Consider the following 24,170-nt stretch of genomic DNA (forward strand, 5'->3'; position numbering starts at 1 on the left):
CGTGAAGGTACTCGTCACCGGCGCGGCCGGCTTCATCGGCTACAGCCTTGCGCAGCGGCTGCTGGCGCGCGGCGACATCGTGATCGGTGTCGACATGGTCAACGACTATTACGATGTCGCGCTCAAGGAAGCGCGCGTGACCGGACTTCGCGAGGCAGGGGGCAACCGGTTCAGCTTCCACCGCCAGGATTTCGCCGACATGGCCGGCCTTTCCGAAGCGCTAGAGGGCGTCGCGTTCGACCGGATTGTTCATCTGGGCGCGCAGGCCGGGGTTCGGTACTCGATCGAGAACCCGCACGCCTATGTGCAGGCCAATCTCGTAGGACACCTCAACCTCCTCGAAGTCGCGCGGCATCGCGAGGTGGAGCACATGGTCTACGCCAGCTCTTCCAGTGTCTACGGTGGCAACACCAAGCTGCCGTTCGCCGTTGAGGACAGGGTCGATCACCCGCTGTCGCTCTACGCCGCCACCAAGAAGGCGGACGAACTGATGAGCGAGACTTACGCGCACCTCTATCGCCTGCCGCTAACGGGGCTGAGGTTCTTCACGGTCTACGGGCCATGGGGGAGGCCGGACATGATGATGTGGATCTTCACTAAGAAGATCATGGCCGGAGAGCCGATCCCCGTCTTCAATCACGGCGACATGTACCGCGACTTCACCTTCATCGACGACATCATTTCGGGCGTCGTCGCCAGTCTCGACAATCCGCCCCACGACGACGGCGAGGAGAAGGCGGGCGGCAGCTTCAAGTCACACCGCCTCTACAACATCGGCAATCACAAGTCCGAGCACCTGATGAAAGTCGTCGAGATCCTCGAGGCCGAATGCGGACGCAAGGCGGACATCGAGTACCTGCCCATGCAGCCGGGCGACGTTCGCCAGTCCTTTGCCGATATCGAGGCGATCCGCCGGGACCTCGGCTACGAGCCCACGACGAGCATCGATGTCGGCGTTCCGAAGTTCGTCGCGTGGTACAAGGAATACCACGGCATCTAGGCACTGGCGCTACATCGACGGGAACAGCTTCAGGCGGCGGGGCGACCCCGTCCAGGGGAACCGCAGTTTCGCGTCGGTCTCCATCCGGTTCCTGCCCTTTGCCTTGGCAAAGAACAGCGCGGTTTCCGCGCGCCGCATCGTCTCGTCGAGCGTCGCTCCGATCAACGCGATGCCGACGCTGGCGGTGATCCGGTAGCTGTTTACATCCGGCGTCCCGCGTGCCGCCGACAGTGCACAGATCGTGCGGTCGCAGATATCCTCCACTTCGATTGCCGAGGTCCGTGGCAACAGGACGCCGAAGGTCTCGCCGCCGACGCGGGAAATGATGTCGTCCGATCGCAGCGATCCGCGAAGGAAGCGAGCGAACTCGCGAAGCGCCGCGTCGCCTGCCGCGTGGCCGTGCTCATCGTTTATGGCGCGCAGGCGATCCACGTCGAACAGTGCCAGACAGCCGCCCGTACGCTTGCCGACAAGGTATTCAAGCATCGAGGTGAAGGCGCCGCGATTCGTGAGGCCCGTTAGGGGATCGGTTAACGATGCTTCGAACAGGCGCTCTTCCAGCGACTTGCGCATGTCGATGCTGCGCATCACTGCGAGGACGCCGTAGATCGAACCGCTCTCGTCGCACAGGCCCTGCATGCGCAGCTCATACCAGAGCCTGCGAGCATCGGACGTGACGACGGGTATTTCGATCCAGTCGCCGGTTCCGGTGTCATGGAGCGCGCCGGCGAGTTCGGCTTCGATCTCCGGACGGGCGGAAGGATGCGCGATATCGCGCACATGTGGCCCTATCAGCATCGACGGGATCGATATCCCGAGTTGTTCGATCGCTGCCGAGGCATGGACGATGTAGCCGTCCAGGTCGGTCTTGAAGATGATGTCGGAGGGAGTTTGCGCCAGCAGCCCATACAGGGCGCTGCTCTCCCTGTGCGTCAATTCGATACCCACGTCGTTTTGCCCCCCAGCAGTAACGACATTGATTTTTCGGACCATGCAGCGCTTGCCCTCGCTGCGAAGTCATCGTCGATATGGCTTAACGTCCCTGTATATTTGAAGACATACAGACGAAAAGGACGTTAAGTCCCGAGTTAGTTTTGTTAGCTACATGTAATAACACCCCAAATTGCTTCTTTACCGCATTAACCATCTTATCGATTCGTGAAAAGATGTTTCGATGTTCGAAGCTTTATTTGGGGGGGTACGGGGGAGTTCCGGGTCAAAGTTCCACCATGATGCGTACGCGATGGGGTTCGACGCCGAAGGCGCGCGCAATCTCTCGCCTGCTCGAAGACAGCACTTCCTCCGGGACCGTGCGGTCGTGGCCGGAAGCGAGCTCTGCCGCAGTGACGCCCAGGAGTTCCGCGAGGGGCTCGATCCGGCTTTCCACCGGACGGCTCCGGCCGTGTTCCCATGCCCAGACCGTCGGCCTGCTGACGCCCAGTTCGCTGGCGATCTGGGAAAGCGACAGGCCGCGATCGCTGCGCAGCTTTCTGAATCGCTCTGCAAAGGGAGCGGCGATGACCGGACCCGCTGGCCCGATGTCGACGTCGGATGCCACCGCGCTTCGCAGCCGTGCGGCGCTGAGGACGGCCGGAGATACGGGTTCGGTGAAACGGCAGCCGTATAGCCGGCCGCTTGCCCACACGATCTCGGCGCGGGTCGGGCCGGCTTCGGGAAGATCGACCTCGATCGATTCGCCCTCGTCCAGCGACACCCTGCTTTCGAGCAGCAACCCTGTTTCCGAAACATTGTGGATCAGGACGCTGGTCGCGGTGCCCGACGGCAATTCGCCGGCCGCTTCCAGATGCAAGGTGCGACGTTCGGCGCGGGGCATCCCGCGCTGATCGTCTTCGTCGTCAAAGTGACCCTGAATTGCCATGCCGTCCTTCGTGAAAACTTTCCCGACGAAGGTCGGCCCGGGACGGTTAAGTTTTCGTTAGCTCACGCGCATGCCAGCCGATGTACGGCGCGCTTCGTCGCTGGGGATAGCCGCTGCGCGTATGCGGGCACTTGCTTGTGCAGCCTGAAGGATCGCGGCAATGACCTGTCATGACCATTCTCAGTGACAGATGGATTCGCAACGAAGCACGTCATACCGGCATGATCGAACCCTTCGTCGAGCGTCAGCAGCGCGAGGGGTGCATCAGCTACGGCCTGTCGTCGTACGGTTACGATGCGCGCGTCGCGGACGAGTTCAAGGTGTTCACGAACGTCGACAACGCCGTCGTCGATCCGAAGAACTTCTCGTCCAACAGTTTCGTGGACCGAAAGACCGATGTCTGCGTCATCCCGCCGAACAGCTTCGTTCTGGCGCGCACCGTCGAATACTTCCGGATACCGCGCGATGTGCTCGTCATCTGCCTCGGCAAGTCGACCTACGCCCGGTGCGGCATCATCGTGAACGTCACGCCGCTCGAACCCGAGTGGGAGGGCCACGTGACGCTCGAATTCTCGAACACGACGCCGCTGCCTGCAAAGATATATGCGAACGAAGGGGCCTGTCAGTTCCTGTTCCTGCGCGGGAACGAGCCATGCCAGATCAGCTATGCCGATCGTGCCGGCAAGTACATGGGCCAGCAGGGCGTTACTTTGCCAAAGCTTTGATACCGGGGAACTGCACCCGGCCCTGAGTATTTCTCTCCTGACCCATTTTCGGGAGAGGAGCACCATGTCGAAATTCGCAGCAATCGTCGGGCGCGTCCTGCTTGCGCTGATTTTCATAGTCTCGGGCGCGAGCAAGCTTTTCGACGTCGCCGGGACAAGCGAGATGATCGCGTCTGCCGGACTGCCCGGCAGTCTCGCCATCCCGGTCGGAGTTTTCGAGCTTCTTGCCGGACTGTGCCTCGCCCTCGGATTCATGGTCAGGCTGGTGGCGCTGCTGTTGATCGCTTTCACGATCGTGGCGACGGTTCTGTTCCACAACGAACTCACTAACCCGGTGCAGTCGGCGATGGCCCTGAAGAATGTCGCGATCATCGGCGGGCTTTGCCTGGCCTTCGCGCACAGCCAGATGTGGCACCACTACTATTCGATCAAGCGGGACCGGGCGGGCGAACTGGCGGTAAGGGACGCCGAACGGCGCGCCCACGAAGCGGAGTTGCGCGCCGCCCGGGCCGAAGGGGCAGCCACCGCTCGCCACACCGGCGAGCACGTTACCGTGCGCGAAGACCTGGATGGCGATGGCATTTCCGAACCCCGCTCGCGGAAGAGGCGCTGGTTCGACTGGTAGGGTGCGAAGTCCGGTTCCCGAGGCGTCAATCCGGGTAAGTACGCAGGTGGTCGGGGTGTAGCAGTCCGGTCCGGTCGCTGCGCCCGGCTTGACCGCGCATGCGATCGTGCCAATGATGCCGATTGGACAGATTGAACCTCGGAGAAGCGACCTTGGAGTCTCCGGACCCGATTGGCAAAGAACGTATCAGTCGCGAACTCCTCGAAGACCTGCTCTATGAAAGCACGATCTCGGGAGAGGACGAGGAGGCTGGGCGCATGGCAGAGGCTGTTCGAATCCTGGCCGGGAGCGAAAGTCGCGATTGTCGTCATATCGATGACATGATTTCGGCGGGCGGCTGCACCAGCGCCGCGATTGCTCTGTTGCCCGGCGATGCCGGCTTCCTGCTCTCGCGCGGAAGGTCAGGTGCCAATCTCGCTTCGGTCTCTTTGGCGCTGGGCGAAGCAGATGTCTCTGCCCAGGCATCCACTCCCGCGCTTGCACTTGTTGCCGCTTACGCTGCGGCGCTGATCGCGGAAACGGCTGGCGGGCGCTGCGGACCGCTTGGCAGAGAAGATCGGCCGACCATAAACTGACCGCCAGGCAGGATCCTCGGCAATTGCCACAGGACATGAAGCCGCTCTTCGAACGTGCGCTCAGTCCACCAGTTCGGCATCGATGGCAATGCGGATCGCCTCGGAGGTGTGGCCGGCACCCATCTTGTTCAGCATGTTTGCGCGGTGGATTTCCACTGTGCGCGGACTGATGCAAAGCCGCTCGCCGATAAGTCTGTTCGAAAGGCCGCTGGCTACCCCCGAAAGGACTTCTCGTTCGCGGCGCGTCAGCTTGTGAACGCGCTTCCTTGCCGACACCTCCCGCCGGCGTACCGCTCCGATCCCGGCTGCTCGCTTCGCTACGAGAGACAGCCTTTCCCCAAGTCGGGTCGCATCGAACGGCCAGGTCATGTAATCCATCGCCCCGGCAAGGATCGTCTCGGCAATCCGCTCGGTCGTCGGATTTTCGGAGTAGGCGATCACAGGCAACCATTCGCCCGCATCGGCTAGTTCGCGCAGGAGGGAGCCGACTAGGTCCTCGGCATCGTTCACGAGGGCTATCGCATCGGGATGAAACGTATTTCCCAGCTCGCCGATACTCTCGAACGGCTCGACATGAATGCCTGTGCCGAGGGCGTGGGATATCTGCGCCCGGCGCCGTGTGTCCGCGTCGATCAGGACAAGGTATGGTTTCTGGTCCATGGGAATGCCCCCTAGTGATGTGTGCCTAGGGATAATTGCGCAGGGAATGATCGAACGCTCTGCCGGACCCTTCCATTTCGGACCGAGCAGGCGATCGTCTCGCCACCATTCCCGGATTGCAGCCGAAAGAACGATCCGGAATGGATGCGCTTCACACGGCGTCGCGCATCGCCGATGCGATCTCGCAGAAGTCGGAGCGGATTTCAGCCATTCGCGCAGCGTCGAAGCGGACGGCGCTGTCGAGGATGCTTCGCCGTGCCGACGCGTAGAACTGGTGCAACGCACCCGCGACCCCGTCCTCGCCGGAAACGCCCATCTGCAAGAGGGTGACTGCCGAAAGCGCACGCGTCAGCGACCGGCTTTTCAAGGCATTGTCCCCGGACTGTGCCGCGTGAATGGCGGCGCCGAGTGCAAGCGTAAGGCGCTCGTAGCACAATCCGACAAGCTCCTGCGGATCGGCGCCCTCGACCCGCGCATCGAAATCGATGCGGGCGTAGGCTTCCGAAGGCGAACGGACCGGCAGCATCAGTTGCTTCCCTGCGCATTCCAGACGGCGATCTGGCTTTCAAGGAACGACAGCGTGGACTTGGCGGTGCCGATGCGAACTTCGGAAACCGCGAAGCGCTTGGCGAGACTGGCGCGCAGGTCCTCCTGCTTCTCGACCAGATCGGCCTGATCCTCGCCGACCTCGCGTAATTCCTTGGTATATTTGCTGATCGATCCGCCAAGCGCACCGGGGTCGGTAAGGCTCGACGCCTTGCGCGATATGCCGTCGATGGTGGCATAGACGCCGTAAAGGCCGGTCGTGAACATGGCCGAGACACCCTCGGGATCGCGCGAGAGCGCGTCTGCAAGTCGCTTCGCATCAAGTGCGAAAGTACCGTCGCGCTGGGTCGAGATGCCTAGGTCGGCAAGCGTGCGTGGCGCCCCCCCCGTGGCTGCCGGCATCATGACGGTTCCGGCCAGTTCGGAGAATTTGCGGCGAAGCGCACGCGCGCCCGGGTCGCGGGCAAGGTCTCCGGTCTGCGGGTCGGTGGCCTCGTTGAGTACGGCTGCGATCTCGTTCAGCGCGGCCGTCAGTTCCTGCATGGCACCGGTGATCGACGCCGTGGGATCGGCGAAGGACAAGGTGGTGGGGACGCCCGGGTTGGCCCCGGCAAGTTTAAGCGTGACGCCGGGAACTGCATCGGCAACCGTGTTGTCGCTCGCCGTCATCGAAAGGCCGTCGATCTTGAATTCGGCGTCCGCGGCGCTTTTCAGCAGTACGCCGGAGGTGGAGCCGGGTGACCACGCGAGCGCGGAGAGGCCCGGCTCCGCCGGATCCTCGGCCGCCTCCATGACGAAGCCGTTCTGCACGCCTTCCTGCCCTTTCACCACAAGTTGCGCGCCGTCCACGGTTTGCGCGACGTAAGCGGTCAGCCCCGCGTTCTTGCCGTTGATCGCGGCGGCAACATCGCCAAGGGTCGAGCCGGTCGCGATCTCGACCGAGAGCGGCGCATGTGCGGTGTTTTCTGCGAAGGTGCCACCCTGCGTCGATCCGAACCGGAAGGTGAGCGTGCCCGATCCTGCAGGAGAGTCGGCTGCGGCGAAAGCGGGGCCCGCGAGGGTTTGCGCCGAAGCGAGAGCTGTGACTTCGAGCGAATAGGTGCCCGAAGGCTGCCGAACGCCCGATAGCGAGGCGCTCGCAACGCTGGCGTTGGCGACCTGCGGTTGCGGGGACAGGTCGCCGACCCTGATCCGGTCGCCCAGCGAAGTGGACAGGCTCAGCAGCATAGATTTCAGGTCCGAGGCTGCGGAGATGCGCCGCTCGAGCGTTTCCGACTTCGCGGTCAGGCGGTCCGCCCGCGCCGCGAATTGCGCGGTGGCGAGGTCGTTGGCCAGAGCCATCATGTCGATCCCGCTGCCCGCGCCCAGCGCAGTGACGAGCGAGCGTGTCGCGGTGGCCGATGTGCTCGAGGTTTCCATGGTTCAAAGGACGGGGCGCGGAGGCACCGATTAAGGGGTATGCGAAGGATCGAGGCGGCCCTCGGTGTCGAAGCGCAGCATCAGCGGCACTTCCACATCGGGCGCAGGGAGATGCTCGCCCCGCTTGAGCGACATCACGAATGCCAGGATCGATGCGACCGCCGCGTAAAGCTCCTCGCGGATGACCTGCCGCTCGCGCGTGGTGTAATAGACCGAACGGGCAAGGGCCGGGTATTCGAGGCTGGGCAATTCCAGTTCGGCGGCCAGTTCGCGCATCGCGAGTGCCTTTTCGCCGCGCCCCCTGGCAAGTACGATCGGTGCAGGTGCCTTCGCGGGATCGTAGGCGAGGGCGACCGCGAAATGCGTGGGGTTCGTGATGACGAATTGCGCCTCCCGCATCGCCCCGGCGATCCCGCCCTTTGCGATCTGGCGCTGGCGATCGCGTTGAGCGGCTTTTTTCTCGGGCGCGCCATCGGTTTCTTTCTGCTCGTCGCGCAGGTCCTGATGGCTCATCTTCAGGCGCTTCTGGCGGCGCAGCCACTGTATCGGGGTATCGACCAGCGCAATGATGGCCAGCCCTGCGCAAAGTGCGAAAAGCAGAGAGACGAGGGCATCCCAGGCGAAGGCAAGCTGCGCTGGCAGATTGCCCCGACCCAGCCCCAGGATCGGCTCGATCCGGCTCTGGCCCCAGCCCCACGCGATGGCGCCCAGAAGCGCGACCTTGGCAAGGCCCTTGCCCATCTCGATGGCGCCGTTCGGTCCGAACATGCGCTTGAGGCCGTTGAGGGGGTTTAGTCGCGAAGGTTTCGGCTGCAGGTTCTTGGCGACCCAGCGACCCTCACCGAAGCCAAGTTGCGAGGCGAGCGAGAGCGCAAGGACTGCCGCGCCGAGGACAAAGACCGGGGGTAGCGCTGCCACGAGGGCAAGCCGCATCATGCGCCCCGGCGCGAAGTCGGCGATGGCCTCGCGATCCCAGGCAAAACCCGAACGGAGCGTGTCCTCGAACGCGCCCAGCACCCAGGGACCGGCGAACTGCAACCAGGTCGCGCCGACAAGCACGGCAGCGGCCGTGGCCAGCTCCCGGCTGCGCAGGACGTCGCCCTTCTTTGCCGCGTCGGCCTTGCGCTTGGCGCTTGGCGCGAAGCTCTTTTCCCCGTTCTCTTCCTTCATGGGCCGAGCACCGCCTCGACTCGCCCGATGGCTGTGGCGGACAGATCGATCATCTGCTCCGTCAGCACCGGAACCGACGCGATCAGCGCGGCAATTCCCGCAAGGACCCCTGCGGGCAGGCCGAGCGCGAAGAGATTGAGCGCGGGGGCCGAGCGGCTGAGCACTCCGGTGACGAGTTGTACGAGGACGAGGACAAGCGTGACCGGAAGCGCGATCGCGACGGCGGTGGCGAACATCGTTCCGGCAAAGCCTGCGACCCGCGCGAAGCGCTCGGGACCGAGCCAGGTCTCGCCGGGCGGAAAGGTGTCGTAGCTCTCGATCACGAGCGCTATCCAGTGAAGGTGCGCACCGAGCGCGAGGAAGATGAGCGTGACGACGACGGTGAGGTATTGCCCCAGCGCGGGCGACTGGGAGCCGCTGTTGGGATCGACCGCGGTCGCCATCGACATGCCCATCGCGCCCGAAATCACTTCCGCACCGATGACCGGCGCGGCGAACGCAAGCTGGAGCACGAAGCCGAGCGAAAGACCGATCAGCACTTCCCCGGCTACGGCGAGGAACCCCTCGGGAGAGAACAGCGCCGCCGGTGGCTCTATCGGCGTCCAGGCTGTCACCAGCACCGCGATCGCCCCGGCCGCGATGACGCGAAGCTGGGACGGCACCGCCCCTGCGCCGAAGAACGGAGCGGCCACCATTGCGGCACCGATACGGGTCATGGCGAATAGCAGAGCCCAGAAGTGGGCCTCGACCGCACCGAACCCGAAATCGAGGCCGATCATCGCGAAATTGCCGCGATATGGGCGAAGATGTCCTGCGTGAAATCGCCGACGAGCGCCATCATCGATGCGCCGAACATGACCAGCACCAGCGCTGTGATCGCCAGTTTGGGCACGAACGTCAGTGTCTGTTCGTTGACCGAGGTCGCTGCCTGCACGAGCCCGATGACGAGGCCGACGGCCAGCGAGGACAGCAGCACCGGTGCCGCGACCAGCGCAGTCACCCATAGCATCCGGTCGGCAAGTGCAAGGAGGGGCATCGCTTCTTCCATTCCGGCTATCCGAAGCTCGCCGCGAGCGATCCCATCAGCAACGCCCAGCCATCGACGAGTACGAAGAGCAGCAGCTTGAACGGCAGGGAAACTATCATCGGGCTCATCATCATCATGCCGAGGCTCATCAGTACCGAGGACACGACGAGGTCGATGACGAGGAACGGCAGGAACAGCATGAAGCCGATCTGGAACGCCGTCTTCAGTTCGCTGGTGACGAAAGCCGGCAGCAGGATCGAGAACGGAACGTCCTGCGCGCGCTCGAACTTCGGGGCATCGGCCATGTCCGCAAACATCGCGAGGTCGTGCTCGCGAGTCTGGCGGATCATGAAGGCGTGAAACTGCTTCCCGGCCTCGCCGATCGCCTGCTCGGCATTGATCGTTCCGGCGGCGTAAGGCTCGATTGCGGTCTGGTTCACCCGCTCGAGCGTCGGCGCCATCACGAAGAGCGAGAGGAACAGCGACAGTCCGATCAGGACCTGGTTGGGGGGCGATTGCTGGAGGCCCAGCGCCTGTCGCAGGATGGCAAGCACCACGAGGATCCGGGTGAAGCTCGTCATCATGAGCACAAGGCTCGGCAGGATCGTGAGCAGCCCCATGACGAGAAGGAGCTGGAGCGACAGGCTGAGCGGCGCGCCTTCGGTGCCGCCGAGCGAGCCGAACGCCCGGTCTAGGGCACCAGGCACGGCGCTTTGCGCATGGGCAATTGCGGGCAGGGCCATGCCCGGCAGCGCGGCGAGGTAGCGTTTCATCGCGCAGGCTCCCGCAGAGGCGCTTCGGCAAGGCGGGTCAGCCCCTGCCGCGATGCAGAAACCAGGATCTCGCGCCCGTGGAATTCGATCACCGCCAATTTCAGCGTCGGGGAGAGCATCGTCGTCTCGATGATGCGCACCGATTTAGCCGCCTGCGGACCAGCAGCCCGCTCCTGCATCTTCTTCGCAAGCTTCAGGCAGGCCCAGGCCAGGCCCGCAATCAGCGGCAAGAGCACCAGAAGCTTGACGACGTACCAGAGCATCAGCGGTTCTCGGCATCTATCGCGGGTGCGACCGCAACTTCGGGCAGAGGAGCGGGCGGTGCGGTTTCTCCGGCCAGTTCGACGATACGAAGGCCGAAGCGTCCGCCCTGCGCAACCACTTCGCCTTTCGCGATGGGCTTCCCGTTGACCATGACATCGAGAAGTTCGTCGGTGAGCCTGTCGAGAACCACGACGCTCTCCTCACCGAGCGCGAGGACGTCCTTCAACTTCATCTCGGTTCGGCCGAGTTCGACCGACAGGCGAACGTCGACATCCTTCAGGAAGTCGAGGCCGCGAGGCTGGAATGTCATGGGGTCGGTTCCTTTGCATTGATGAAGGACTGTGTGATCTGAACGGCTACGCGATCGTCGATTTCGCCGATGGTTCCCTGTGCCGCCGGCTTGCCTGCGATGTGGACCGGGACGTTACGCGCGACCGATACGGGAATGATCTCTCCCGCACGCAGCGCGGCGAGGCGGGAAAAGGGGATCGCCATGTCGACGAGCGTTGCGCGGACTTCGAGCGAGAGGTCGCCGATGGCTGCCGCCGCACAGGCATCGTGGCGACGGGCGCCGCTGTGCGGCCGGGGACGCTGTCCCGCTTCGCCGCAAAGCATGCGCGCCGCCGGAAGCGTGATTGCAAGCGAGATCGTCCAGGCCGTGTCCTCGCCCTCGGCAACCTTCAGGTCGAATGCGATGAGAGGCTGATCCGGCAGGCATGGCATCAGCGCCGGGATTTCGCTGCCGTGACCGCTAGGCTCGACCCGGATCGCTGGCCCGGCGGCGGCTGCGATGGCCTGCCCCACCAGTTGCGACAGGCGCGAAACGAGCAGGCCGGCCGAGAACGGAAGCGCATCGGGCGGCGGATCGGGAACTCTCCCCGTCCCGCCGAATGTCCTGTCCAGCATGCGCAAGATCGCGCTGCCCTCGAACGTGGCCAGAAGGTGCGCATCGCCGCCAAGCGAAAAGGCGCAATGGGCGGCGAGCGGCAGGCTCTGCCCTGCAAGCTTCTCCCCGTTCGTCTCTCGCGCGGGCGAGGGGGAGACAACCGGAGGCGATCCTGCGAACATCACCGCCAGCTCGGTGGAAAGCGCGCGGGCCAGCCGGTCCGCAACACTCGTCAGCGCGGGCAGCAGTTCGGGCGCGCCAGGCCCTTCGCCCAACAACTCCGGGCAGTGCCTAGCAAGGGGCCGTTCGGCGTGAAGGGTTGTCAGGGGCTTCATGCCGTCACTGGATGATGAAGGACTTGAAGTAGACATTGTCGATGCCGCCGAAGCCCTCGCGTTCGGTCAGGACCTTGTTGATCGCGACGGTCAGGCGCTTTTGCAGGCGTTCCTTGCCGGCAAGCGCGTAGACGTCCTCCTCGGGCGTATCGGCTAGAACGCCGAGGATCGCGGACCGGATCGCCAGCTCGTGCTTCTTCGTCCAGAGTAGCACACGTCCGTCGCGGCGGGTGGAGGCCGCCAGGCTTACCTGGATCAGCGCATCCGAATGCGCGAGGTTCGAAGTGAAATCCTCGGTGAAGCTGTAGTAGCTCGTCCGGTATTCGCTGCCGCCTTCCCCGTGGACTTCGCCCAGGCCTTCGGTCTCCTTGTCTTTCGATGCAGGCGCGTAGGGGTCTTCCTCACCCTTGCGCACAAGCTTCGGTTCGTTGTCTTCCTTTTCATGTTCGCCGCCGATGATGCCAGCCTGCATCATCCCGAAGGCCGCGCCTCCGCCCGAACCGACGAGGCCGAGGCCGACGATCGCTTTCACGAGCAGCCCTTTCCCCTTCTTCTTCGTTTTCTTTTCGTCTTTCCCGGTCTCGCTCATGTCATGTCCCCTTGATTCGCGCGTTACGCGTAGATGCCCGAGCCCCGTCCGGCGGAGTTCGCGGTCGGTTTCGTCTGGTTATCCGGTTCTGCCTGCTGCCATTGCCGACCAGCCTCGCCTTCCCGGGACCGGGTATCGTCACGGGAGGGCGATTGCGCTCCCGCGTGAGAAGACCCGCCGCCGTTCTGCTGCGCGGCATGCTGGCCGTAATGATCGTTCCGTGACTGCTGGCCGGCGGCCTGCTCCGCCTCCTGTCGTGCCTGCTGGGACGCCGCTGCGGCCTGGACCGCAGGCGCAAAACCCGGATCGCTGGAGGCGAGGCCGACATTGAGCGATCCTTCCGCGTGACGGAAACTGATCGAAACTCGCCCGAACTCGTCGTGACGCATCGTTGCCGACACGGCTTGAGCACCTGCCGCCTCGCGCGCTTCCACCAGACGGTCGACGAGGGCGGAGAAGTCCGCTGGTTGCTGTACCTGGACAGGCGCGGACAATTCGGCCTTCGCGAGTGCAGGAGTGGCGACCGAAAGGTTTCTTGCAAGCGGCAAGGCGTGCGCCGTGGTATCCGCTACGCGCGGAGAGCCGACCGGATCGGACGAAGCGACGTCCCGGATCGGTGCCACGGTGTCGAATTGCGCATCGGCCGCTTCCGCGACAGCGCGCTGCACGGACGGGGGTGCTGCCGTCGTTCGCCGTGGACCGGCGACGCCTGTTTCGGACTTCGCGGGATCAGTTGTGCGATCCGCAAGGACATCGTCCCTGCTTGTCGGCGTAGCGGTTCCAGACAGGGTCGAGGTGCGTGTGCCGACGATTTCCGGGCCGGCGTGCGCGATGCGCAAGGTTGCGATTGGGTCCGGAGCATCAGCGATGGGGGCTGTTGATGTGCTCTTGGCAGCTTTCGACGAGGTATTGCCGGGCTCGGCTTCGAGCGCGCCGTTTCTTTCCGGTGCGGGCGGTTCGCTCTCCTGAAGCATCGCAGCAGCGATTTGCGGCCTCGTCGTTTCGGGGACGAGCCGTATCGATCCATCGATAGCCGAAGGGGCGCCTACGTTACCGGTTGCAATCGGCTCATGCCGCGGTGCCGCGAACTCCGCGACCGCATTCTTCGGCGCAAGGCCTGGCGTTGTCCGGAGGTTCGCTCCTTCGTCACCTATGACAGTGGGTTGCTCCCGCCTTTCGAGGCCACTTGCCGGTAGCGGCAGGACGAGGGACGCGAATTCCGGCAGTTCCGTTCCGGGCGGCAGGTCCGGACCGGCAATCCCTTGCCGGCCCTTGTCGGCTGCCTTGCCGGAACCGAGTTCTTCGGCCGTTTCCGTACTGCCGAGACCGAAGGCGAGGATCGACGCAAAACCGCCGGAAAGCGACATGTCCCCCGCCGAACCCGGCGTGGCCGCCACCGCTGGCCCGGCAGGCGCAACAGGATTGCCGTTGACCGACAAAAGCACTCGAGAGGATCCTTGCAGCATCATGCAAGGGACTATTCAAGAGGCGTGCCAATCGGCTTGCGCGCCGCGATGACGGGCGTCGATCTGGATTCCGCAATGGACCGGGCCTCGCGTGCCGCACGGTCTTCGGCGGCCGCACGCCGGCGCTCGGCTTCGGCAAGGAGCACCTGTTTCGTGTCAGCCATCGATTGCGCGCGTTCGGCATCCGCTTCAGTCACCGATCCGAGATCTTGCAGACCGGACATGAAGCTCGCGATCTGGCGGAGGCCCGACGCGTCGACAATGTCGCGCCTGTCGGCGTAGTCCCTGGCGAGCCCTCTCGTTCGCTCTGCCAGTCCGCGAAGCTGGGCAAGCGTTCCCTCAGCTTCCGCCGCTTCTCGCGCAGCGCCCTGCCTTGCGATGGCGCGAAACCTCTCGAGCCGCTGCAGGCGCTTCAGCCTTTTCGGATCCGCCCTCATGCCTGCGGTGCGAGTAACCGGTCCAGATCGGCGACGCTGTCAGGCAGCGAAATGCAGCGGTCCGAATCCTGCGAGACGAAGCCCGCCAGCGCAGAGTTCAGGGAAATCGCCCTGTCGAGTTCGGGATCCGCGCCGGCTCGATACGCCCCCATCAGGACCAGGTCGCGGTTGGATTCATAGGCGGCGCTCAGGGCGCGGAATTCTCGGGCCAGCGCCTTGTGTTCGGGCGTCACGATGTCGTTCATCACGCGGCTCAGCGATGCCGCGACATCGATCGCAGGGTACTGGCCACGCTGCGCCAGCTCGCGCGACAGCACGACGTGCCCGTCGAGGATCGAGCGGGCGGTATCGACGACCGGGTCGTCCTGGCTGTCGCCATCGGCAAGTACCGTGTAGAGGCCGGTTATCGAACCACCGGATTGCGCCGAGTTGCCGGCACGCTCGACCAGCTTCGTGATGGTCGCAAGCGCGGATGGCGGGTAACCCCGAGCAGCCCCGGGTTCGCCTAGCAGCAGCGCGATCTCCCGTGCGGCGTGGGCGACGCGGGTAAGGCTGTCCATGATGAGAAGCACGCGGCTGCCGCCCTGCCTGAAATGCTCGGCGATCGAGGTGGCCAGCATTGCTCCGCGAAGCCGCAGGTTCGGGGCATGGTCGGCGGGCACCGCGACGACGACGCTGCGCTCGCGCTTGTCGCCCGCCATGTGCCGCTCGACGAAGTCGGAAACTTCGCGCGCGCGCTCGCCGATAAGGCCGACGACAACGATATCCGCGCTGGCGCCGCGCGCGATCATGTCGATCAGGACCGACTTGCCCACGCCCGATCCGGCCATGACGCCGATTCTCTGGCCGACCCCGAAGGTTGTCAGCGCATTGAGCGCTCGCACGCCTGTATCGAACGGTGTTCGGACCGGGCTGCGGTCGAGCGCTCCCGACCTGATGCCGCCCGAAGGCCACTCCTGCCGGGCGTGAACGGGTCCAAGGCCGTCGATCGGCAGTCCTTCTCCGTCAACTGCCCTTCCAAGGAATGCCGGCCCGACGGGCAGCATGCCGGGTCGTCCTTCGGGCCTGACCTTCGCTCCGGGCCGGAGCATGACGGTGTCGCCAAGCAGCATCATGAGCGTGCGTCCGTTGCGAAAACCGATGACTTCGGCGCACAGCGTCAGGTTGCGACCGTGTTCCACACGGGCGAGCGCGCCGACCGGAATCGCGAGGCCGCTGACCTCGAGAAGACCGCCGTCGCAGGCTTCGACCAGGCCATAACGGCGCGGTTCCAGCGAAACCGTTTCCGCGGCGAGATCGGCCAGCACGGGTTCGTAGAGCCTCAGCACAGATGGAGCGCCTCGGCGATTGCCTGCCGCCATGTCGCCGGACCGTCCTCGACACCGCCGCTGGCTCCCTCGACGCGAATGTCGCCGCGATCCAGCGATGGATCAGGCCGCACTTCCCACTGTTGCATCATTTCGGGCGACAGGAGCGCGATGTCATCGGGATTGAGGCGGATCACGCGCTCGTCGTCGGCGCGCGCGAGCATCGCGACGCACCTGGCAACGCGCTCCGCCAGAGCCTCTCGGTCGAGCGCGACGGGGGCGATGGCGCTTTCGCAGAGTGCCGCAACCGTGTCGCGCAGGCGCAGGCGAAGCTCTTCCTCAAGGCTTGCGTCCAGCCGAGCGAACCTGAGTGTCAGGGCTTGATGAGCGCGCTCGTCGGCTTCGCGCCTGCCAAGCGACTGCGCTTCGGCCTCGGCGGTTCCTGCGGCAAAGCCGTCGGCATAGGCCCGGGCCATCGCATCCTCGGCGACGGTGGGGTGCTCCGGGTGCGGAGCACCCGCGAAGCGCCTGTCGATCCGGAATCCCGTCGCGGCCCCCAGGCCCGACAGCGGAACCCGCTCGGCGGTGGACACGTCAGACATATTCGTCGTCCCCCGATCCGAAGACGATTACGCCTTCGGCGGCAAGGCGACGCGCCGATGCCACGACGTCCTTCTGCGCCGAGACCACCGCCGCGAGCTTCACCCGCCCGCGCGCGGCGATTTCGTCACGCACGCCGTCGGCGGCGCGGCTCGACATCGCACGGAAGAAGCACTCGCGTTCCTCTTCGGCAATGCCCTTCAGCGCGTCGATGAGGGTCTCGTTGTCGACTTCGCGGAGCAGCGCGCCCATCGATTGCGGATCGAGCTCGAACAGGTGCTCGAACTTGAACATCTCCGCCTCGATCTCCCGAGCAAGGGCGCGGTCGAGCTTGGCGATCTCGGGCATGACCCGCTTTTCGACCGCCTTTGCCGAGTTGTTGATAATTTCGGCTGCTTCGCGAGGTCCGCCCAGCTTGAGCGGTTCATTCCCGTGGTGTTCGCCTATCCGCCTTGCGATCATGTCGTCGAGCATCGCGATGGCATCGGGCGCGACCGGTCCCAGGGTGGCGATGCGATGCACGATCTCGGGCTGGATGTCCTGCGGCAGCGCGTGCAGCACTTCGGCGGCTACTTCGGGGTCCAGCTGGACCAGAAGGACCGCCAGCGCCTGCGGATGTTCGTCGCCGACAAGCGGCACGAGCGCTTCCGGCGTCAGCCAGCGTGCAATTTCGAGGGCCGATGGAGCCGGAGCGTCTGGCAAGATGCGTCGCATCAGGTTGTCGGCCTTTATGTCGCCGACCGCCCGCGTCATCAGCGAGCGGACCTGTCCGACGCGATCGTGCGCGACCAGGCCCAGCTTCTCCGTTTTTGCAACGAACCCGGCGATCGCCCTGGCAATGACATCTGGCCCGATCTCGCCGAGCGCGCACATCTTTTCGCCGAGTAGTCGCAATTCCTGAGGTTCGAGCCGGGAAAGGATGGTCGCGGCCTGATCATCTTCGAGGAGCATAACCATGACCGCGGCATTCCCGGCTCCGTCGAGCGCAGCTGCATTGTTAGCCGCGCTGCTTTCCAAAAGTTCGCTCATGCCGCGTGCGCCTCCGTTTCGTCGGGAGTGTCCTTCAGCATCTGGCGCAGCGCGGCCAGCGCGCTGTCCGGCTGTTCGGTGACGAGCCGCTGGGCCAGTCCCACCTTTTCTGTCAGCAATGCCTGATCGTCCGGTTTCGACCGTGACGGCGTTGCAGGTGTCTCGGCCACTTCGCTACTTCCTGCAGCCGCCGCCGGCAGTGCAGGCGCTTCTGCGTCGCGCTCGCGGCGCAGCGACTTGAGCAGCGGGCGTACGCCCAGCAACAGGACGAGAAGCACTGCCAGCAGCGCGACGCCGTTGCGCACGACGGTTGCAAACCAGGGGGCTTCCCAGAACGCCGTTTCCTCGATGACGACCGGCTCGAAATTCCGCGCGATCACGGCCACGCGGTCGCCGCGTCCGGCATCTGCACCGACAGCGGCGGCAACGAGATCCTCGATCTGCTTCAGTTCGGCGGGCTTGGTGCCCTTCACTGCATCCGCACTGAGCGCGACCGCAACCGAAAGACGCCGGATGCCGCCGGGGCTCCTGTTGGAAACCGATACCTCGCGGCCCAGCTCGTAGGTGCGCGAAGAACTCGATTCGCCGTTGGTCGCTGCTGCATCACCTGCCGGTCGCGTGCCTTCGGGCGGGCGTTCCTCGGCTTGCGCAGCCGGCGGAGGCGTGTTGGCGAGGACTCCGGGTACGCCGCCGGCGGCCGGAGCTCCGGTCGTTTGCGACCTGGCCTCCGTCTCGGATCTGACAACGCCGTCCTTGTCGTAGCTTTCGCGCGCGGAGGTAACCTCGTCCATGTCGAGTTCGACCTGGATCTCACTGGTGAAATTGCCTGCACCGAACATCGGGCCGAGCAGCTGCGCAACCTGGCGGCGCAGCTTCTCTTCCATGCGTGCCTGCAGGTCGAGCCGGTCGCCTTCGCGCGTGGTGGTATCGGAAACGAGCCTTCCGTGCTGGTCGACGATGCGCACCGCGTCGGGAACAAGGCCCGGAACCGATGCGGCGACGAGATTGACGATCGCACCCACCTGCTCGCCGGTCAGCTGGCGGCCACGGGCAAGTCGCACCATGACCGATGCAGACGGGGCAACGCTATCGCGCACGAACACCGACTTTTCTGCCTCGGCAAGGTGGACCCGAACAGTTTCGACCCCGTCGATCTCGCGAATGGTGAGTTCGAGGTCGCGCTCGCGCGCTGCACGAAGCCTTTCGCCCTCGAGCATGCGGCTTGCCCCCATCGGCAGGCTGTCGAGCATCTGCGAGCCGGTCTCGGGCGTGGCCAGCGCACCGTCGGACGCCACCAGCATTCGTGCCCGGTAGAAGTCGCTCTCGGCAACGCTCAGCGATCCGGTAGCCGGGTCCATGTCGTAGGCGATGCCCGCCTGGTCTAGACTTTCGACAACCCCGGCGCGCTCGGCGTCGCCAAGCTGGGAATAGAGCGTGCGCTGCGAACCCGGCGCAAGCGCCGCCCATGTCAGTGCGACGCTGCCGAGTGCGGCTACTCCGAGAAACCACGGAAGGACCTTGCGGACAGGCGGCTGTCCTGCCAGCGCGCCAAGGCGCGAAAGCATCGGTCCGCCCCCGGGATCGAGAAGCGCGGTCGTCAACGAAGGGCCTTGACCGCCTGCAGGTACGAGATCGGCCATTCAATCACACTCCCATCCGCATGATGTCCTGATAGGCGCTGAGCAGGCGGTTCCTCACCTGCAGCGTCGCCTCGAATGCGACGCCCGCTTCCTGCCGCGCCAGCATGACGCTGGCGACGTCGGTCACTTCGCCGCGCTGGTATGCGTCGGTCATCGCGCTCGACCTGGCCTGCGTTTCGCTGACGATGTCGATGGCGGTCTTCAGTGCATCGGTGAAGCTGCCTGCCGGTCCCTCGGGCGCGGCGGCCGCTTCGGTGCCCTGCGGCTTGTGAAGGTCCTGAAGGATTTGCGAGCGGTCTATGATCTGCTGGCGCATCGCGATGATCTGCTGGACGCCGCCTCCGCCGCCGATGCCGCCGATCCCGCTCATCGTGCGCCTCCGACGGCGGTCCGTCCGTCGATCTCGAAGCCGGCCTCGCGCATCGAGGCGAGGCGGTAGCGCAATGTGCGCTCCGAAATGCCGAGTTCGCGGGCAGTACGCACGCGGCTGCCGTTGCAGGCCTCCAGCGTCTCAAGAATGGCGCGTGCTTCCGAAATCTGCACGATGTTCGAAAGCTTGCCGCCACGCTGGATCGCGGGGCTCTCGATGACAGGTTCGACCTGCATCGCTTCGAGGCCCCCAGGTGCCTGTGCGACGAGCCGGGCTGGCTGGTCGAAAACGATGTGCTCGGCGCCGATTTCCGGAGCCTTGCCTGCAAGCAGCAGCCCCCTGCGAACGACGTTCTCAAGTTCGCGCACGTTGCCCGGCCACCCGTGCGCCTTCAGCATGGCAAGAGCTTCGGCGGAAAACCACGGCGTCGGGTGGCCCGGCGCGGTATGGCGAAGAGCCAGCGCAAATGCGAGGGGCGCGATGTCGTCGCTGCGTTCGCGCAGCGCCTTCAGTGCCAGCGGGAAAACATTGAGGCGATAATAGAGGTCGGCACGAAAGCGGCCTTCGGACACTTCGGTCGGCAGGTCGCGGTTGGCACAGGCGATGATGCGAACGTCGACAGGTATCGGCTGCGTCGCGCCGATCGGGACGACTTCGCCTTCCTGCAGGGCGCGCAGCAGCTTCGCCTGAAGCGTAACCGGCATTTCGGCGATTTCGTCGAGCAGCAGCGTTCCGCCGTCGGCGGCGCGGAAGAAGCCCTCGCTCGCCTGCGTCGCGCCCGTGAACGCCCCCTTTTGATGACCGAACAGCATCGCCTCGAGCATGGCTTCGGGCATCGCCGCGCAATTGACCGCAATGAAGGGCTTGTCGCGGCGCGGGCTCGCCGAATGGATGAAGCGTGACAGCACTTCCTTGCCGGTGCCGGTGGGTCCGTTGATCAGGACGGGAATATCGCTCGCTGCCAGCCTTTCCGCGAGGGCGATGACCGACAGGCTTTCCGGATCGGCCGCGATCGGCGCGCCTGGCTTTGCGCACGCGGCGAGCAGCGCGGCCAGAGCAGCCTCCGAAGCGGCGTCCGCGTAAGTGAGGTGGAAGCGGGCTGCGCCTTCGCGTCGAAGGTTGCTCTCGCTTCCCCTTTCCAGAGCGACGGTATGCGCTGCCGATGCGGTGATGCGCTCGGCAGCGTCGTTGATGGCGACGCTGCCCAGCGCCGGATGTGCCTGCGCGATCGACGCGGCCCTGATGACCAGTCCGGCGTGCGCCTTCCTGGCGGCGCTCGAGAATTCCACTCCATCCATTTTTCGTAACCCCCCGGTTAACCATCTTGCGACGGGAGGTCCTTTTGCGTGCGAAACGTCCAAGGCTTCGAAAATTTAAGCCCCCGTATTCTCCCGTATTGTCGATTGGCGTCGTCGATGCCGGTCGAGAAGCCCTGCTTGCGCCGCAGCCCTTAAAGTTCCGCCGGACCTGCCGCTCTTCCTCATGTCAGTCGCGCCGGATGGGCCGGCAGGCTCGACCGGATCACCAAGGATTAGCTATCAGGGGAATTTAACAATGTCGGTTATCAATACGAACATTTCGGCCATGAAGGCCTCGAACGGCTCGATCTCGGCCAACAAGATGCTCGGCACCGCGATGGAGCGCCTCTCTTCGGGCAAGCGCATCAACAGTGCCAAGGACGACGCGGCGGGCCTCGCCATCGCCACCAGCATGACCGCTCAGGTTCGCGGCATGAGCCAGGGCATCCGCAACGCCAACGACGGCATCAGCCTCGCGCAGACGGCGGAAGGCGCGCTTTCGGAAGTCACCAACATGCTGCAGCGCGTCCGCGAACTTGCCGTGCAGTCCTCGTCGGGCACTTACCAGGACGCCACCGACCGCGCGTACATGCAGACCGAAGTCGACGAGCTGACCGCCCAGATCGACCAGGTCATCACCAACAGCGAGTTCAACGGTGTCACGCTTTTTGACGGCTCGACCGCCTCGGTCACCGTGCAGGCCGGCGCCAATGCCGCCGATACGGTCGACCTGACGATGGCCGACCTGACCTCGCTTTCGGCGAGCGGCGGTGCGGCAGGCTCGTACGACGTTTCAACCGCTGCGGCGGCCAACGGCCTGCTGGCGACGCTCGATACAGAACTCGATTCGATCTCGAGCGCGCGTGCCGGGCTCGGTGCCGGCCAGAACCGCCTCGAATCCGCGGTCAACAACCTGACGAACAACGTCACCAACCTGTCCGACGCGCGCTCGCGCATCGAGGACACCGACTACTCGAGCGAGACGACGGCCATGGCCAAGGCGCAAATCCTGAGCCAGGCCTCGACCGCGATGCTCTCGCAGGCGAACCAGAGCCAGCAGAACGTGCTTTCGCTGCTGCGTTAACTCGCCTTTCGAATATCGCCCGTTTCCCTCCCGCGGGCGCAATCCGGGCCCGGTGGCTTCAGAGCTGCCGGGCCTTTCTTGCTATCCGATGAAAATGCAGCGTTCCATCGGTTTTATCGATTACATTCAGGAGAGCAGACCGTTTCGCCCGACTCGCAGCTTCGCGGTAGGATCATCAATCAGTGATCTTGCCGAGAGGAGAGGACGATGGACGCGAAGACCGGATCGATTGCAGGGGGCGGGTGCCCCTTCGGAGGAGACGGCGGCGTACGGAGCCTGTTGGGGCGCACCAATCGCGACTGGTGGCCGGACGCCCTGCAACTGGAAATCCTCCACCAGGGTGGCGTTTCGCCGGACCCGATGGGAGAAGACTTCGACTACGTCGAGGCTTTCAGGCAACTTGATTACGATGCGCTCAAGCAAGACCTCCATGCCCTGATGACCGACAGCCAGCCGTGGTGGCCGGCTGATTACGGGCATTACGGGCCATTCTTCATCCGCATGGCATGGCACGCAGCGGGCACCTATCGCACGGCGGACGGGCGCGGCGGAGCGAGCAGCGGGCAGCAGCGTTTTGCACCGCTCAATTCATGGCCGGACAACGCCAACCTCGACAAGGCGCGGCGCCTGCTCTGGCCGATCAAGAAGAAGTACGGAAAGCACATTTCCTGGGCCGACCTTTTCATCCTGACCGGCAACGTGGCCATTGAATCGATGGGCGGCCCCGTCTTCGGCTTCGGCGGCGGCCGGGCCGACGTGTTCGAGCCCGAGACCGACGTTTATTGGGGCACCGAGGAAGAGTGGGTGAACACCGGCGCGGAAACGCGCATCCAGCCCGACAAGGAAATGGCGCTCGAAAACCCGCTAGCCGCGATCCAGATGGGGCTCATCTACGTCAATCCCGAGGGACCGGGCGGCCAGCCCGATATCGAGGGTTCGGCCCGCGACATTCGCGAGACCTTCGCCCGCATGGCGATGAACGACGAGGAAACCGTGGCTCTGACGGCCGGCGGCCACACCTTCGGCAAATGCCACGGTGCCGGCGACGCCAGCCTTGTCGGTGCCGATCCCGAAGGAGCGGACATCGCCTTCCAGGGACTCGGCTGGACGAGCGGCTACGAGACCGGAATGGGCGAACACACGATCACCAGCGGCCTTGAAGGTTCGTGGACGAACACACCGATCGAATGGACGATGAACTACTTCCGGCTCCTGCTCGACTACGAGTACGAGCTGGTGAAAAGTCCCGCCGGGGCACACCAGTGGCAACCGGTCGACCAGAAGGAGGAGGACATGGCGCCCGATGCGCACGATCCTTCGAGGAAGGTGCCAACGATGATGACCACCGCCGACATGGCGATGAAGGTCGATCCCGAGTATCGCAAAATCTCGGAGCGCTTCCGCGACAATCCCGACCAGTTCGCCGATGCCTTCGCGCGTGCCTGGTTCAAGTTGACCCACCGCGACATGGGTCCCAAGGCCCGCTACCATGGCCCGGAAGTCCCCGAGGAAGACCTGATCTGGCAGGACCCCGTCCCTGCCGGCTACAGGCCTTCCGCCTCGGAAGTTGCCGACCTCAAGAAGGCGATCCTCGACAGCGGGCTGAGCACGAGCGAACTGGTCAAGGCAGCGTGGGCTTCGGCATCGACCTATCGCAAATCGGACCATCGCGGCGGAGCGAACGGCGCTCGGATCCGCCTCGCGCCACAAAAGGACTGGGCGGTCAACGAACCGTTCGAACTGGCAAGGGTGCTAGCGAAACTCGATGAGCTTCGCGGTGACAGCCATGTCTCGCTGGCCGACATGATCGTGCTTGGCGGAACCGCTGCCGTCGAAAAGGCCGCTCGGGACGCGGGTTTCGAAGTAGAGGTGCCCTTTGCGGGCGGTCGCGGCGACGCGAGCGAGGAATGGACCGATGCCGAAAGCTTCGAACCGCTCGAGCCCAGGGCCGATGGGTTCCGCAACTACCTGTCGACCAAGCACTCGGTGAAGACCGAGGAACTTCTCCTTGATCGCGCCCAGCTACTCGGGCTCTCCGCGCCCGAAATGACCGTCCTTGTTGGTGGTCTCAGGGTGCTCGGCGCGAACCACTCGAGCAATCCGACCGAGGGTGTCTTCACCGACAGGCCGGGTGTCCTGACCAACGATTTCTTCGTCAACCTGCTCGACATGAAGACCGCATGGAAAGTCGTCGACGAAAGCTCCGACGAGGAATTCATCGGGAGCGATCGGGCCAGCGGTGAGGAGCGCTGGCGCGCGACGCGGACCGACCTGATCTTCGGTTCGAACTCGCAATTGCGGGCCATCGCGGAAGTCTATGCCGAGGATGGTAATGAGGAGAAGTTCGTTCGGGACTTCGTGGCGGCGTGGACCAAGGTCATGAATGCAGGCCGCTTCGACCTCGACTGATCGGCTAGAACAAGCGCCGGTCCAAACAAAAGCGGACCGGCGCGATCTGCGCGCGGC

The 24,170-nt window shown here is 64.6% G+C and carries 27 protein-coding genes; 6 read left to right on the forward strand and 21 right to left on the reverse strand.

Annotation, left to right across the window (positions count from 1 at the left end; translation table 11 throughout):
- Position 1 precedes the first annotated feature (1 nt).
- A complete protein-coding gene (locus tag FHS75_RS06430; RefSeq protein ID WP_179406873.1) occupies positions 2 to 1,000 on the forward strand; it encodes a GDP-mannose 4,6-dehydratase in 999 nt (332 codons plus the stop codon).
- Between the two features lie 9 nt (positions 1,001 to 1,009).
- On the opposite strand, the gene FHS75_RS06435 is transcribed toward FHS75_RS06430, so the two are convergent.
- Positions 1,010 to 1,948, reverse strand: a complete 939-nt coding sequence (locus FHS75_RS06435; protein WP_179406874.1) for a GGDEF domain-containing protein — start codon at positions 1,946 to 1,948, stop codon at positions 1,010 to 1,012.
- 268 nt (positions 1,949 to 2,216) lie between these two features.
- Positions 2,217 to 2,879 carry a helix-turn-helix domain-containing protein gene (locus tag FHS75_RS06440; protein WP_179406875.1) on the reverse strand — a complete coding sequence of 221 codons (663 nt, stop codon included), beginning with the start codon at positions 2,877 to 2,879 and terminating at the stop codon, positions 2,217 to 2,219.
- A 170-nt stretch (positions 2,880 to 3,049) separates the two neighbouring features.
- Between FHS75_RS06440 and dcd the strand changes: the two genes are divergently transcribed.
- The 3 genes from dcd to FHS75_RS06455 all read left to right on the forward strand — a co-directional run bounded on the left by dcd (position 3,050) and on the right by FHS75_RS06455 (position 4,804).
- Positions 3,050 to 3,604, forward strand: coding sequence for a dCTP deaminase (gene dcd, locus FHS75_RS06445; RefSeq protein ID WP_179406876.1), 555 nt, complete (start codon positions 3,050 to 3,052; stop codon positions 3,602 to 3,604).
- 64 nt (positions 3,605 to 3,668) lie between these two features.
- Entirely contained in the window at positions 3,669 to 4,229 is a 561-nt protein-coding gene (locus FHS75_RS06450; RefSeq protein WP_179406877.1) for a DoxX family protein, read from the forward strand.
- 122 nt (positions 4,230 to 4,351) lie between these two features.
- Positions 4,352 to 4,804 carry a hypothetical protein gene (locus FHS75_RS06455; protein ID WP_179406878.1) on the forward strand — a complete coding sequence of 151 codons (453 nt, stop codon included), beginning with the start codon at positions 4,352 to 4,354 and terminating at the stop codon, positions 4,802 to 4,804.
- 60 nt (positions 4,805 to 4,864) lie between these two features.
- Here the strand turns inward: FHS75_RS06455 and FHS75_RS06460 are convergent, their stop codons facing one another.
- From FHS75_RS06460 to FHS75_RS06550, 19 genes are all read right to left on the reverse strand, one after another.
- Entirely contained in the window at positions 4,865 to 5,464 is a 600-nt protein-coding gene (locus FHS75_RS06460; RefSeq protein WP_179406879.1) for a response regulator transcription factor, read from the reverse strand.
- Positions 5,465 to 5,615: 151 nt separating this feature from the next.
- Positions 5,616 to 5,990, reverse strand: a complete 375-nt coding sequence (locus FHS75_RS06465; protein ID WP_179406880.1) for a flagellar export chaperone FliS — start codon at positions 5,988 to 5,990, stop codon at positions 5,616 to 5,618.
- Complete coding sequence (gene fliD, locus FHS75_RS06470) at positions 5,990 to 7,429, reverse strand: flagellar filament capping protein FliD (RefSeq protein ID WP_179406881.1); 1,440 nt, start codon at positions 7,427 to 7,429, stop codon at positions 5,990 to 5,992. Before fliD ends, FHS75_RS06465 begins: the two co-directional genes overlap by 1 nt.
- 30 nt (positions 7,430 to 7,459) lie before the next feature.
- The gene (locus tag FHS75_RS06475) at positions 7,460 to 8,599 is read right to left on the reverse strand and encodes an EscU/YscU/HrcU family type III secretion system export apparatus switch protein (protein WP_179406882.1); all 1,140 of its coding nucleotides are present in this window, start codon (positions 8,597 to 8,599) and stop codon (positions 7,460 to 7,462) included.
- Positions 8,596 to 9,378, reverse strand: a complete 783-nt coding sequence (gene fliR / locus FHS75_RS06480; protein WP_179406883.1) for a flagellar biosynthetic protein FliR — start codon at positions 9,376 to 9,378, stop codon at positions 8,596 to 8,598. The genes FHS75_RS06475 and fliR overlap by 4 nt, the downstream gene beginning before the upstream one ends.
- Positions 9,375 to 9,647 carry a flagellar biosynthetic protein FliQ gene (locus FHS75_RS06485; protein WP_179406884.1) on the reverse strand — a complete coding sequence of 91 codons (273 nt, stop codon included), beginning with the start codon at positions 9,645 to 9,647 and terminating at the stop codon, positions 9,375 to 9,377. Before FHS75_RS06485 ends, fliR begins: the two co-directional genes overlap by 4 nt.
- 5 nt (positions 9,648 to 9,652) lie before the next feature.
- Complete coding sequence (gene fliP / locus FHS75_RS06490) at positions 9,653 to 10,399, reverse strand: flagellar type III secretion system pore protein FliP (protein ID WP_179406885.1); 747 nt, start codon at positions 10,397 to 10,399, stop codon at positions 9,653 to 9,655.
- Positions 10,396 to 10,662, reverse strand: a complete 267-nt coding sequence (locus tag FHS75_RS06495; protein WP_179406886.1) for a flagellar biosynthetic protein FliO — start codon at positions 10,660 to 10,662, stop codon at positions 10,396 to 10,398. The genes fliP and FHS75_RS06495 overlap by 4 nt, the downstream gene beginning before the upstream one ends.
- Positions 10,662 to 10,973, reverse strand: a complete 312-nt coding sequence (gene fliN / locus FHS75_RS06500; protein ID WP_179406887.1) for a flagellar motor switch protein FliN — start codon at positions 10,971 to 10,973, stop codon at positions 10,662 to 10,664. The genes FHS75_RS06495 and fliN overlap by 1 nt, the downstream gene beginning before the upstream one ends.
- Positions 10,970 to 11,824 carry a FliM/FliN family flagellar motor switch protein gene (locus FHS75_RS06505; RefSeq protein WP_179406888.1) on the reverse strand — a complete coding sequence of 285 codons (855 nt, stop codon included), beginning with the start codon at positions 11,822 to 11,824 and terminating at the stop codon, positions 10,970 to 10,972. The genes fliN and FHS75_RS06505 overlap by 4 nt, the downstream gene beginning before the upstream one ends.
- Positions 11,825 to 11,888: 64 nt before the next feature.
- Positions 11,889 to 12,473, reverse strand: coding sequence for a flagellar basal body-associated FliL family protein (locus FHS75_RS06510; RefSeq protein WP_179406889.1), 585 nt, complete (start codon positions 12,471 to 12,473; stop codon positions 11,889 to 11,891).
- A gap of 23 nt (positions 12,474 to 12,496) precedes the next feature.
- A complete protein-coding gene (locus FHS75_RS06515; protein WP_179406890.1) occupies positions 12,497 to 13,918 on the reverse strand; it encodes a hypothetical protein in 1,422 nt (473 codons plus the stop codon).
- Positions 13,919 to 13,950: 32 nt separating this feature from the next.
- On the reverse strand, positions 13,951 to 14,376 hold the full coding sequence (locus FHS75_RS06520) for a hypothetical protein (RefSeq protein ID WP_179406891.1): 426 nt from the start codon (positions 14,374 to 14,376) through the stop codon (positions 13,951 to 13,953).
- On the reverse strand, positions 14,373 to 15,704 hold the full coding sequence (locus FHS75_RS06525) for a FliI/YscN family ATPase (RefSeq protein ID WP_229735689.1): 1,332 nt from the start codon (positions 15,702 to 15,704) through the stop codon (positions 14,373 to 14,375). Before FHS75_RS06525 ends, FHS75_RS06520 begins: the two co-directional genes overlap by 4 nt.
- Positions 15,698 to 16,285, reverse strand: a complete 588-nt coding sequence (locus FHS75_RS06530) for a FliH/SctL family protein (RefSeq protein WP_179406893.1) — start codon at positions 16,283 to 16,285, stop codon at positions 15,698 to 15,700. Before FHS75_RS06530 ends, FHS75_RS06525 begins: the two co-directional genes overlap by 7 nt.
- Positions 16,278 to 17,312: a flagellar motor switch protein FliG gene (locus FHS75_RS06535; protein WP_179406894.1), complete on the reverse strand. Its 1,035-nt coding sequence runs from the start codon at positions 17,310 to 17,312 to the stop codon at positions 16,278 to 16,280. Before FHS75_RS06535 ends, FHS75_RS06530 begins: the two co-directional genes overlap by 8 nt.
- Positions 17,309 to 18,952, reverse strand: coding sequence for a flagellar basal-body MS-ring/collar protein FliF (gene fliF, locus FHS75_RS06540; protein ID WP_179406895.1), 1,644 nt, complete (start codon positions 18,950 to 18,952; stop codon positions 17,309 to 17,311). Before fliF ends, FHS75_RS06535 begins: the two co-directional genes overlap by 4 nt.
- A gap of 4 nt (positions 18,953 to 18,956) precedes the next feature.
- Positions 18,957 to 19,322 carry a flagellar hook-basal body complex protein FliE gene (gene fliE, locus FHS75_RS06545; protein WP_179406896.1) on the reverse strand — a complete coding sequence of 122 codons (366 nt, stop codon included), beginning with the start codon at positions 19,320 to 19,322 and terminating at the stop codon, positions 18,957 to 18,959.
- Positions 19,319 to 20,620: a sigma-54 interaction domain-containing protein gene (locus FHS75_RS06550; protein ID WP_179406897.1), complete on the reverse strand. Its 1,302-nt coding sequence runs from the start codon at positions 20,618 to 20,620 to the stop codon at positions 19,319 to 19,321. Before FHS75_RS06550 ends, fliE begins: the two co-directional genes overlap by 4 nt.
- 256 nt (positions 20,621 to 20,876) lie before the next feature.
- Here FHS75_RS06550 and FHS75_RS06555 point away from each other — a divergent pair, with 256 nt between their 5' ends.
- Both FHS75_RS06555 and katG read left to right on the forward strand, forming a co-directional pair.
- Positions 20,877 to 21,704, forward strand: coding sequence for a flagellin N-terminal helical domain-containing protein (locus FHS75_RS06555; RefSeq protein ID WP_179406898.1), 828 nt, complete (start codon positions 20,877 to 20,879; stop codon positions 21,702 to 21,704).
- Between the two features lie 207 nt (positions 21,705 to 21,911).
- Positions 21,912 to 24,113, forward strand: a complete 2,202-nt coding sequence (gene katG, locus FHS75_RS06560; RefSeq protein ID WP_179406899.1) for a catalase/peroxidase HPI — start codon at positions 21,912 to 21,914, stop codon at positions 24,111 to 24,113.
- The last annotated feature ends 57 nt before the right edge of the window (positions 24,114 to 24,170 follow it).

The sequence above is a fragment of the Novosphingobium marinum genome, from assembly GCF_013408095.1.
Classification (GTDB): domain Bacteria; phylum Pseudomonadota; class Alphaproteobacteria; order Sphingomonadales; family Sphingomonadaceae; genus Novosphingobium; species Novosphingobium marinum.

What these genes read in the sequence shown, in the direction of transcription:
- fliP (WP_179406885.1), bottom strand. Translation starts at nt 10,399, where the DNA reads ATGAAACGCTACCTCGCCGCGCTGCCGGGCATGGCCCTGCCCGCAATT.
- dcd (WP_179406876.1), top strand. Translation starts at nt 3,050, where the DNA reads ATGACCATTCTCAGTGACAGATGGATTCGCAACGAAGCACGTCATACC.
- fliN (WP_179406887.1), bottom strand. Translation starts at nt 10,973, where the DNA reads ATGACATTCCAGCCTCGCGGCCTCGACTTCCTGAAGGATGTCGACGTT.
- FHS75_RS06530 (WP_179406893.1), bottom strand. Translation starts at nt 16,285, where the DNA reads ATGTCTGACGTGTCCACCGCCGAGCGGGTTCCGCTGTCGGGCCTGGGG.
- fliF (WP_179406895.1), bottom strand. Translation starts at nt 18,952, where the DNA reads ATGGCCGATCTCGTACCTGCAGGCGGTCAAGGCCCTTCGTTGACGACC.
- katG (WP_179406899.1), top strand. Translation starts at nt 21,912, where the DNA reads ATGGACGCGAAGACCGGATCGATTGCAGGGGGCGGGTGCCCCTTCGGA.
- FHS75_RS06450 (WP_179406877.1), top strand. Translation starts at nt 3,669, where the DNA reads ATGTCGAAATTCGCAGCAATCGTCGGGCGCGTCCTGCTTGCGCTGATT.
- FHS75_RS06465 (WP_179406880.1), bottom strand. Translation starts at nt 5,990, where the DNA reads ATGCTGCCGGTCCGTTCGCCTTCGGAAGCCTACGCCCGCATCGATTTC.
- FHS75_RS06495 (WP_179406886.1), bottom strand. Translation starts at nt 10,662, where the DNA reads ATGCTCTGGTACGTCGTCAAGCTTCTGGTGCTCTTGCCGCTGATTGCG.
- FHS75_RS06475 (WP_179406882.1), bottom strand. Translation starts at nt 8,599, where the DNA reads ATGAAGGAAGAGAACGGGGAAAAGAGCTTCGCGCCAAGCGCCAAGCGC.
- FHS75_RS06535 (WP_179406894.1), bottom strand. Translation starts at nt 17,312, where the DNA reads ATGAGCGAACTTTTGGAAAGCAGCGCGGCTAACAATGCAGCTGCGCTC.
- FHS75_RS06485 (WP_179406884.1), bottom strand. Translation starts at nt 9,647, where the DNA reads ATGGAAGAAGCGATGCCCCTCCTTGCACTTGCCGACCGGATGCTATGG.
- fliE (WP_179406896.1), bottom strand. Translation starts at nt 19,322, where the DNA reads ATGAGCGGGATCGGCGGCATCGGCGGCGGAGGCGGCGTCCAGCAGATC.
- FHS75_RS06520 (WP_179406891.1), bottom strand. Translation starts at nt 14,376, where the DNA reads ATGAGGGCGGATCCGAAAAGGCTGAAGCGCCTGCAGCGGCTCGAGAGG.
- FHS75_RS06555 (WP_179406898.1), top strand. Translation starts at nt 20,877, where the DNA reads ATGTCGGTTATCAATACGAACATTTCGGCCATGAAGGCCTCGAACGGC.
- fliD (WP_179406881.1), bottom strand. Translation starts at nt 7,429, where the DNA reads ATGGAAACCTCGAGCACATCGGCCACCGCGACACGCTCGCTCGTCACT.
- FHS75_RS06550 (WP_179406897.1), bottom strand. Translation starts at nt 20,620, where the DNA reads ATGGATGGAGTGGAATTCTCGAGCGCCGCCAGGAAGGCGCACGCCGGA.
- FHS75_RS06460 (WP_179406879.1), bottom strand. Translation starts at nt 5,464, where the DNA reads ATGGACCAGAAACCATACCTTGTCCTGATCGACGCGGACACACGGCGC.
- fliR (WP_179406883.1), bottom strand. Translation starts at nt 9,378, where the DNA reads ATGATCGGCCTCGATTTCGGGTTCGGTGCGGTCGAGGCCCACTTCTGG.
- FHS75_RS06510 (WP_179406889.1), bottom strand. Translation starts at nt 12,473, where the DNA reads ATGAGCGAGACCGGGAAAGACGAAAAGAAAACGAAGAAGAAGGGGAAA.
- FHS75_RS06440 (WP_179406875.1), bottom strand. Translation starts at nt 2,879, where the DNA reads ATGGCAATTCAGGGTCACTTTGACGACGAAGACGATCAGCGCGGGATG.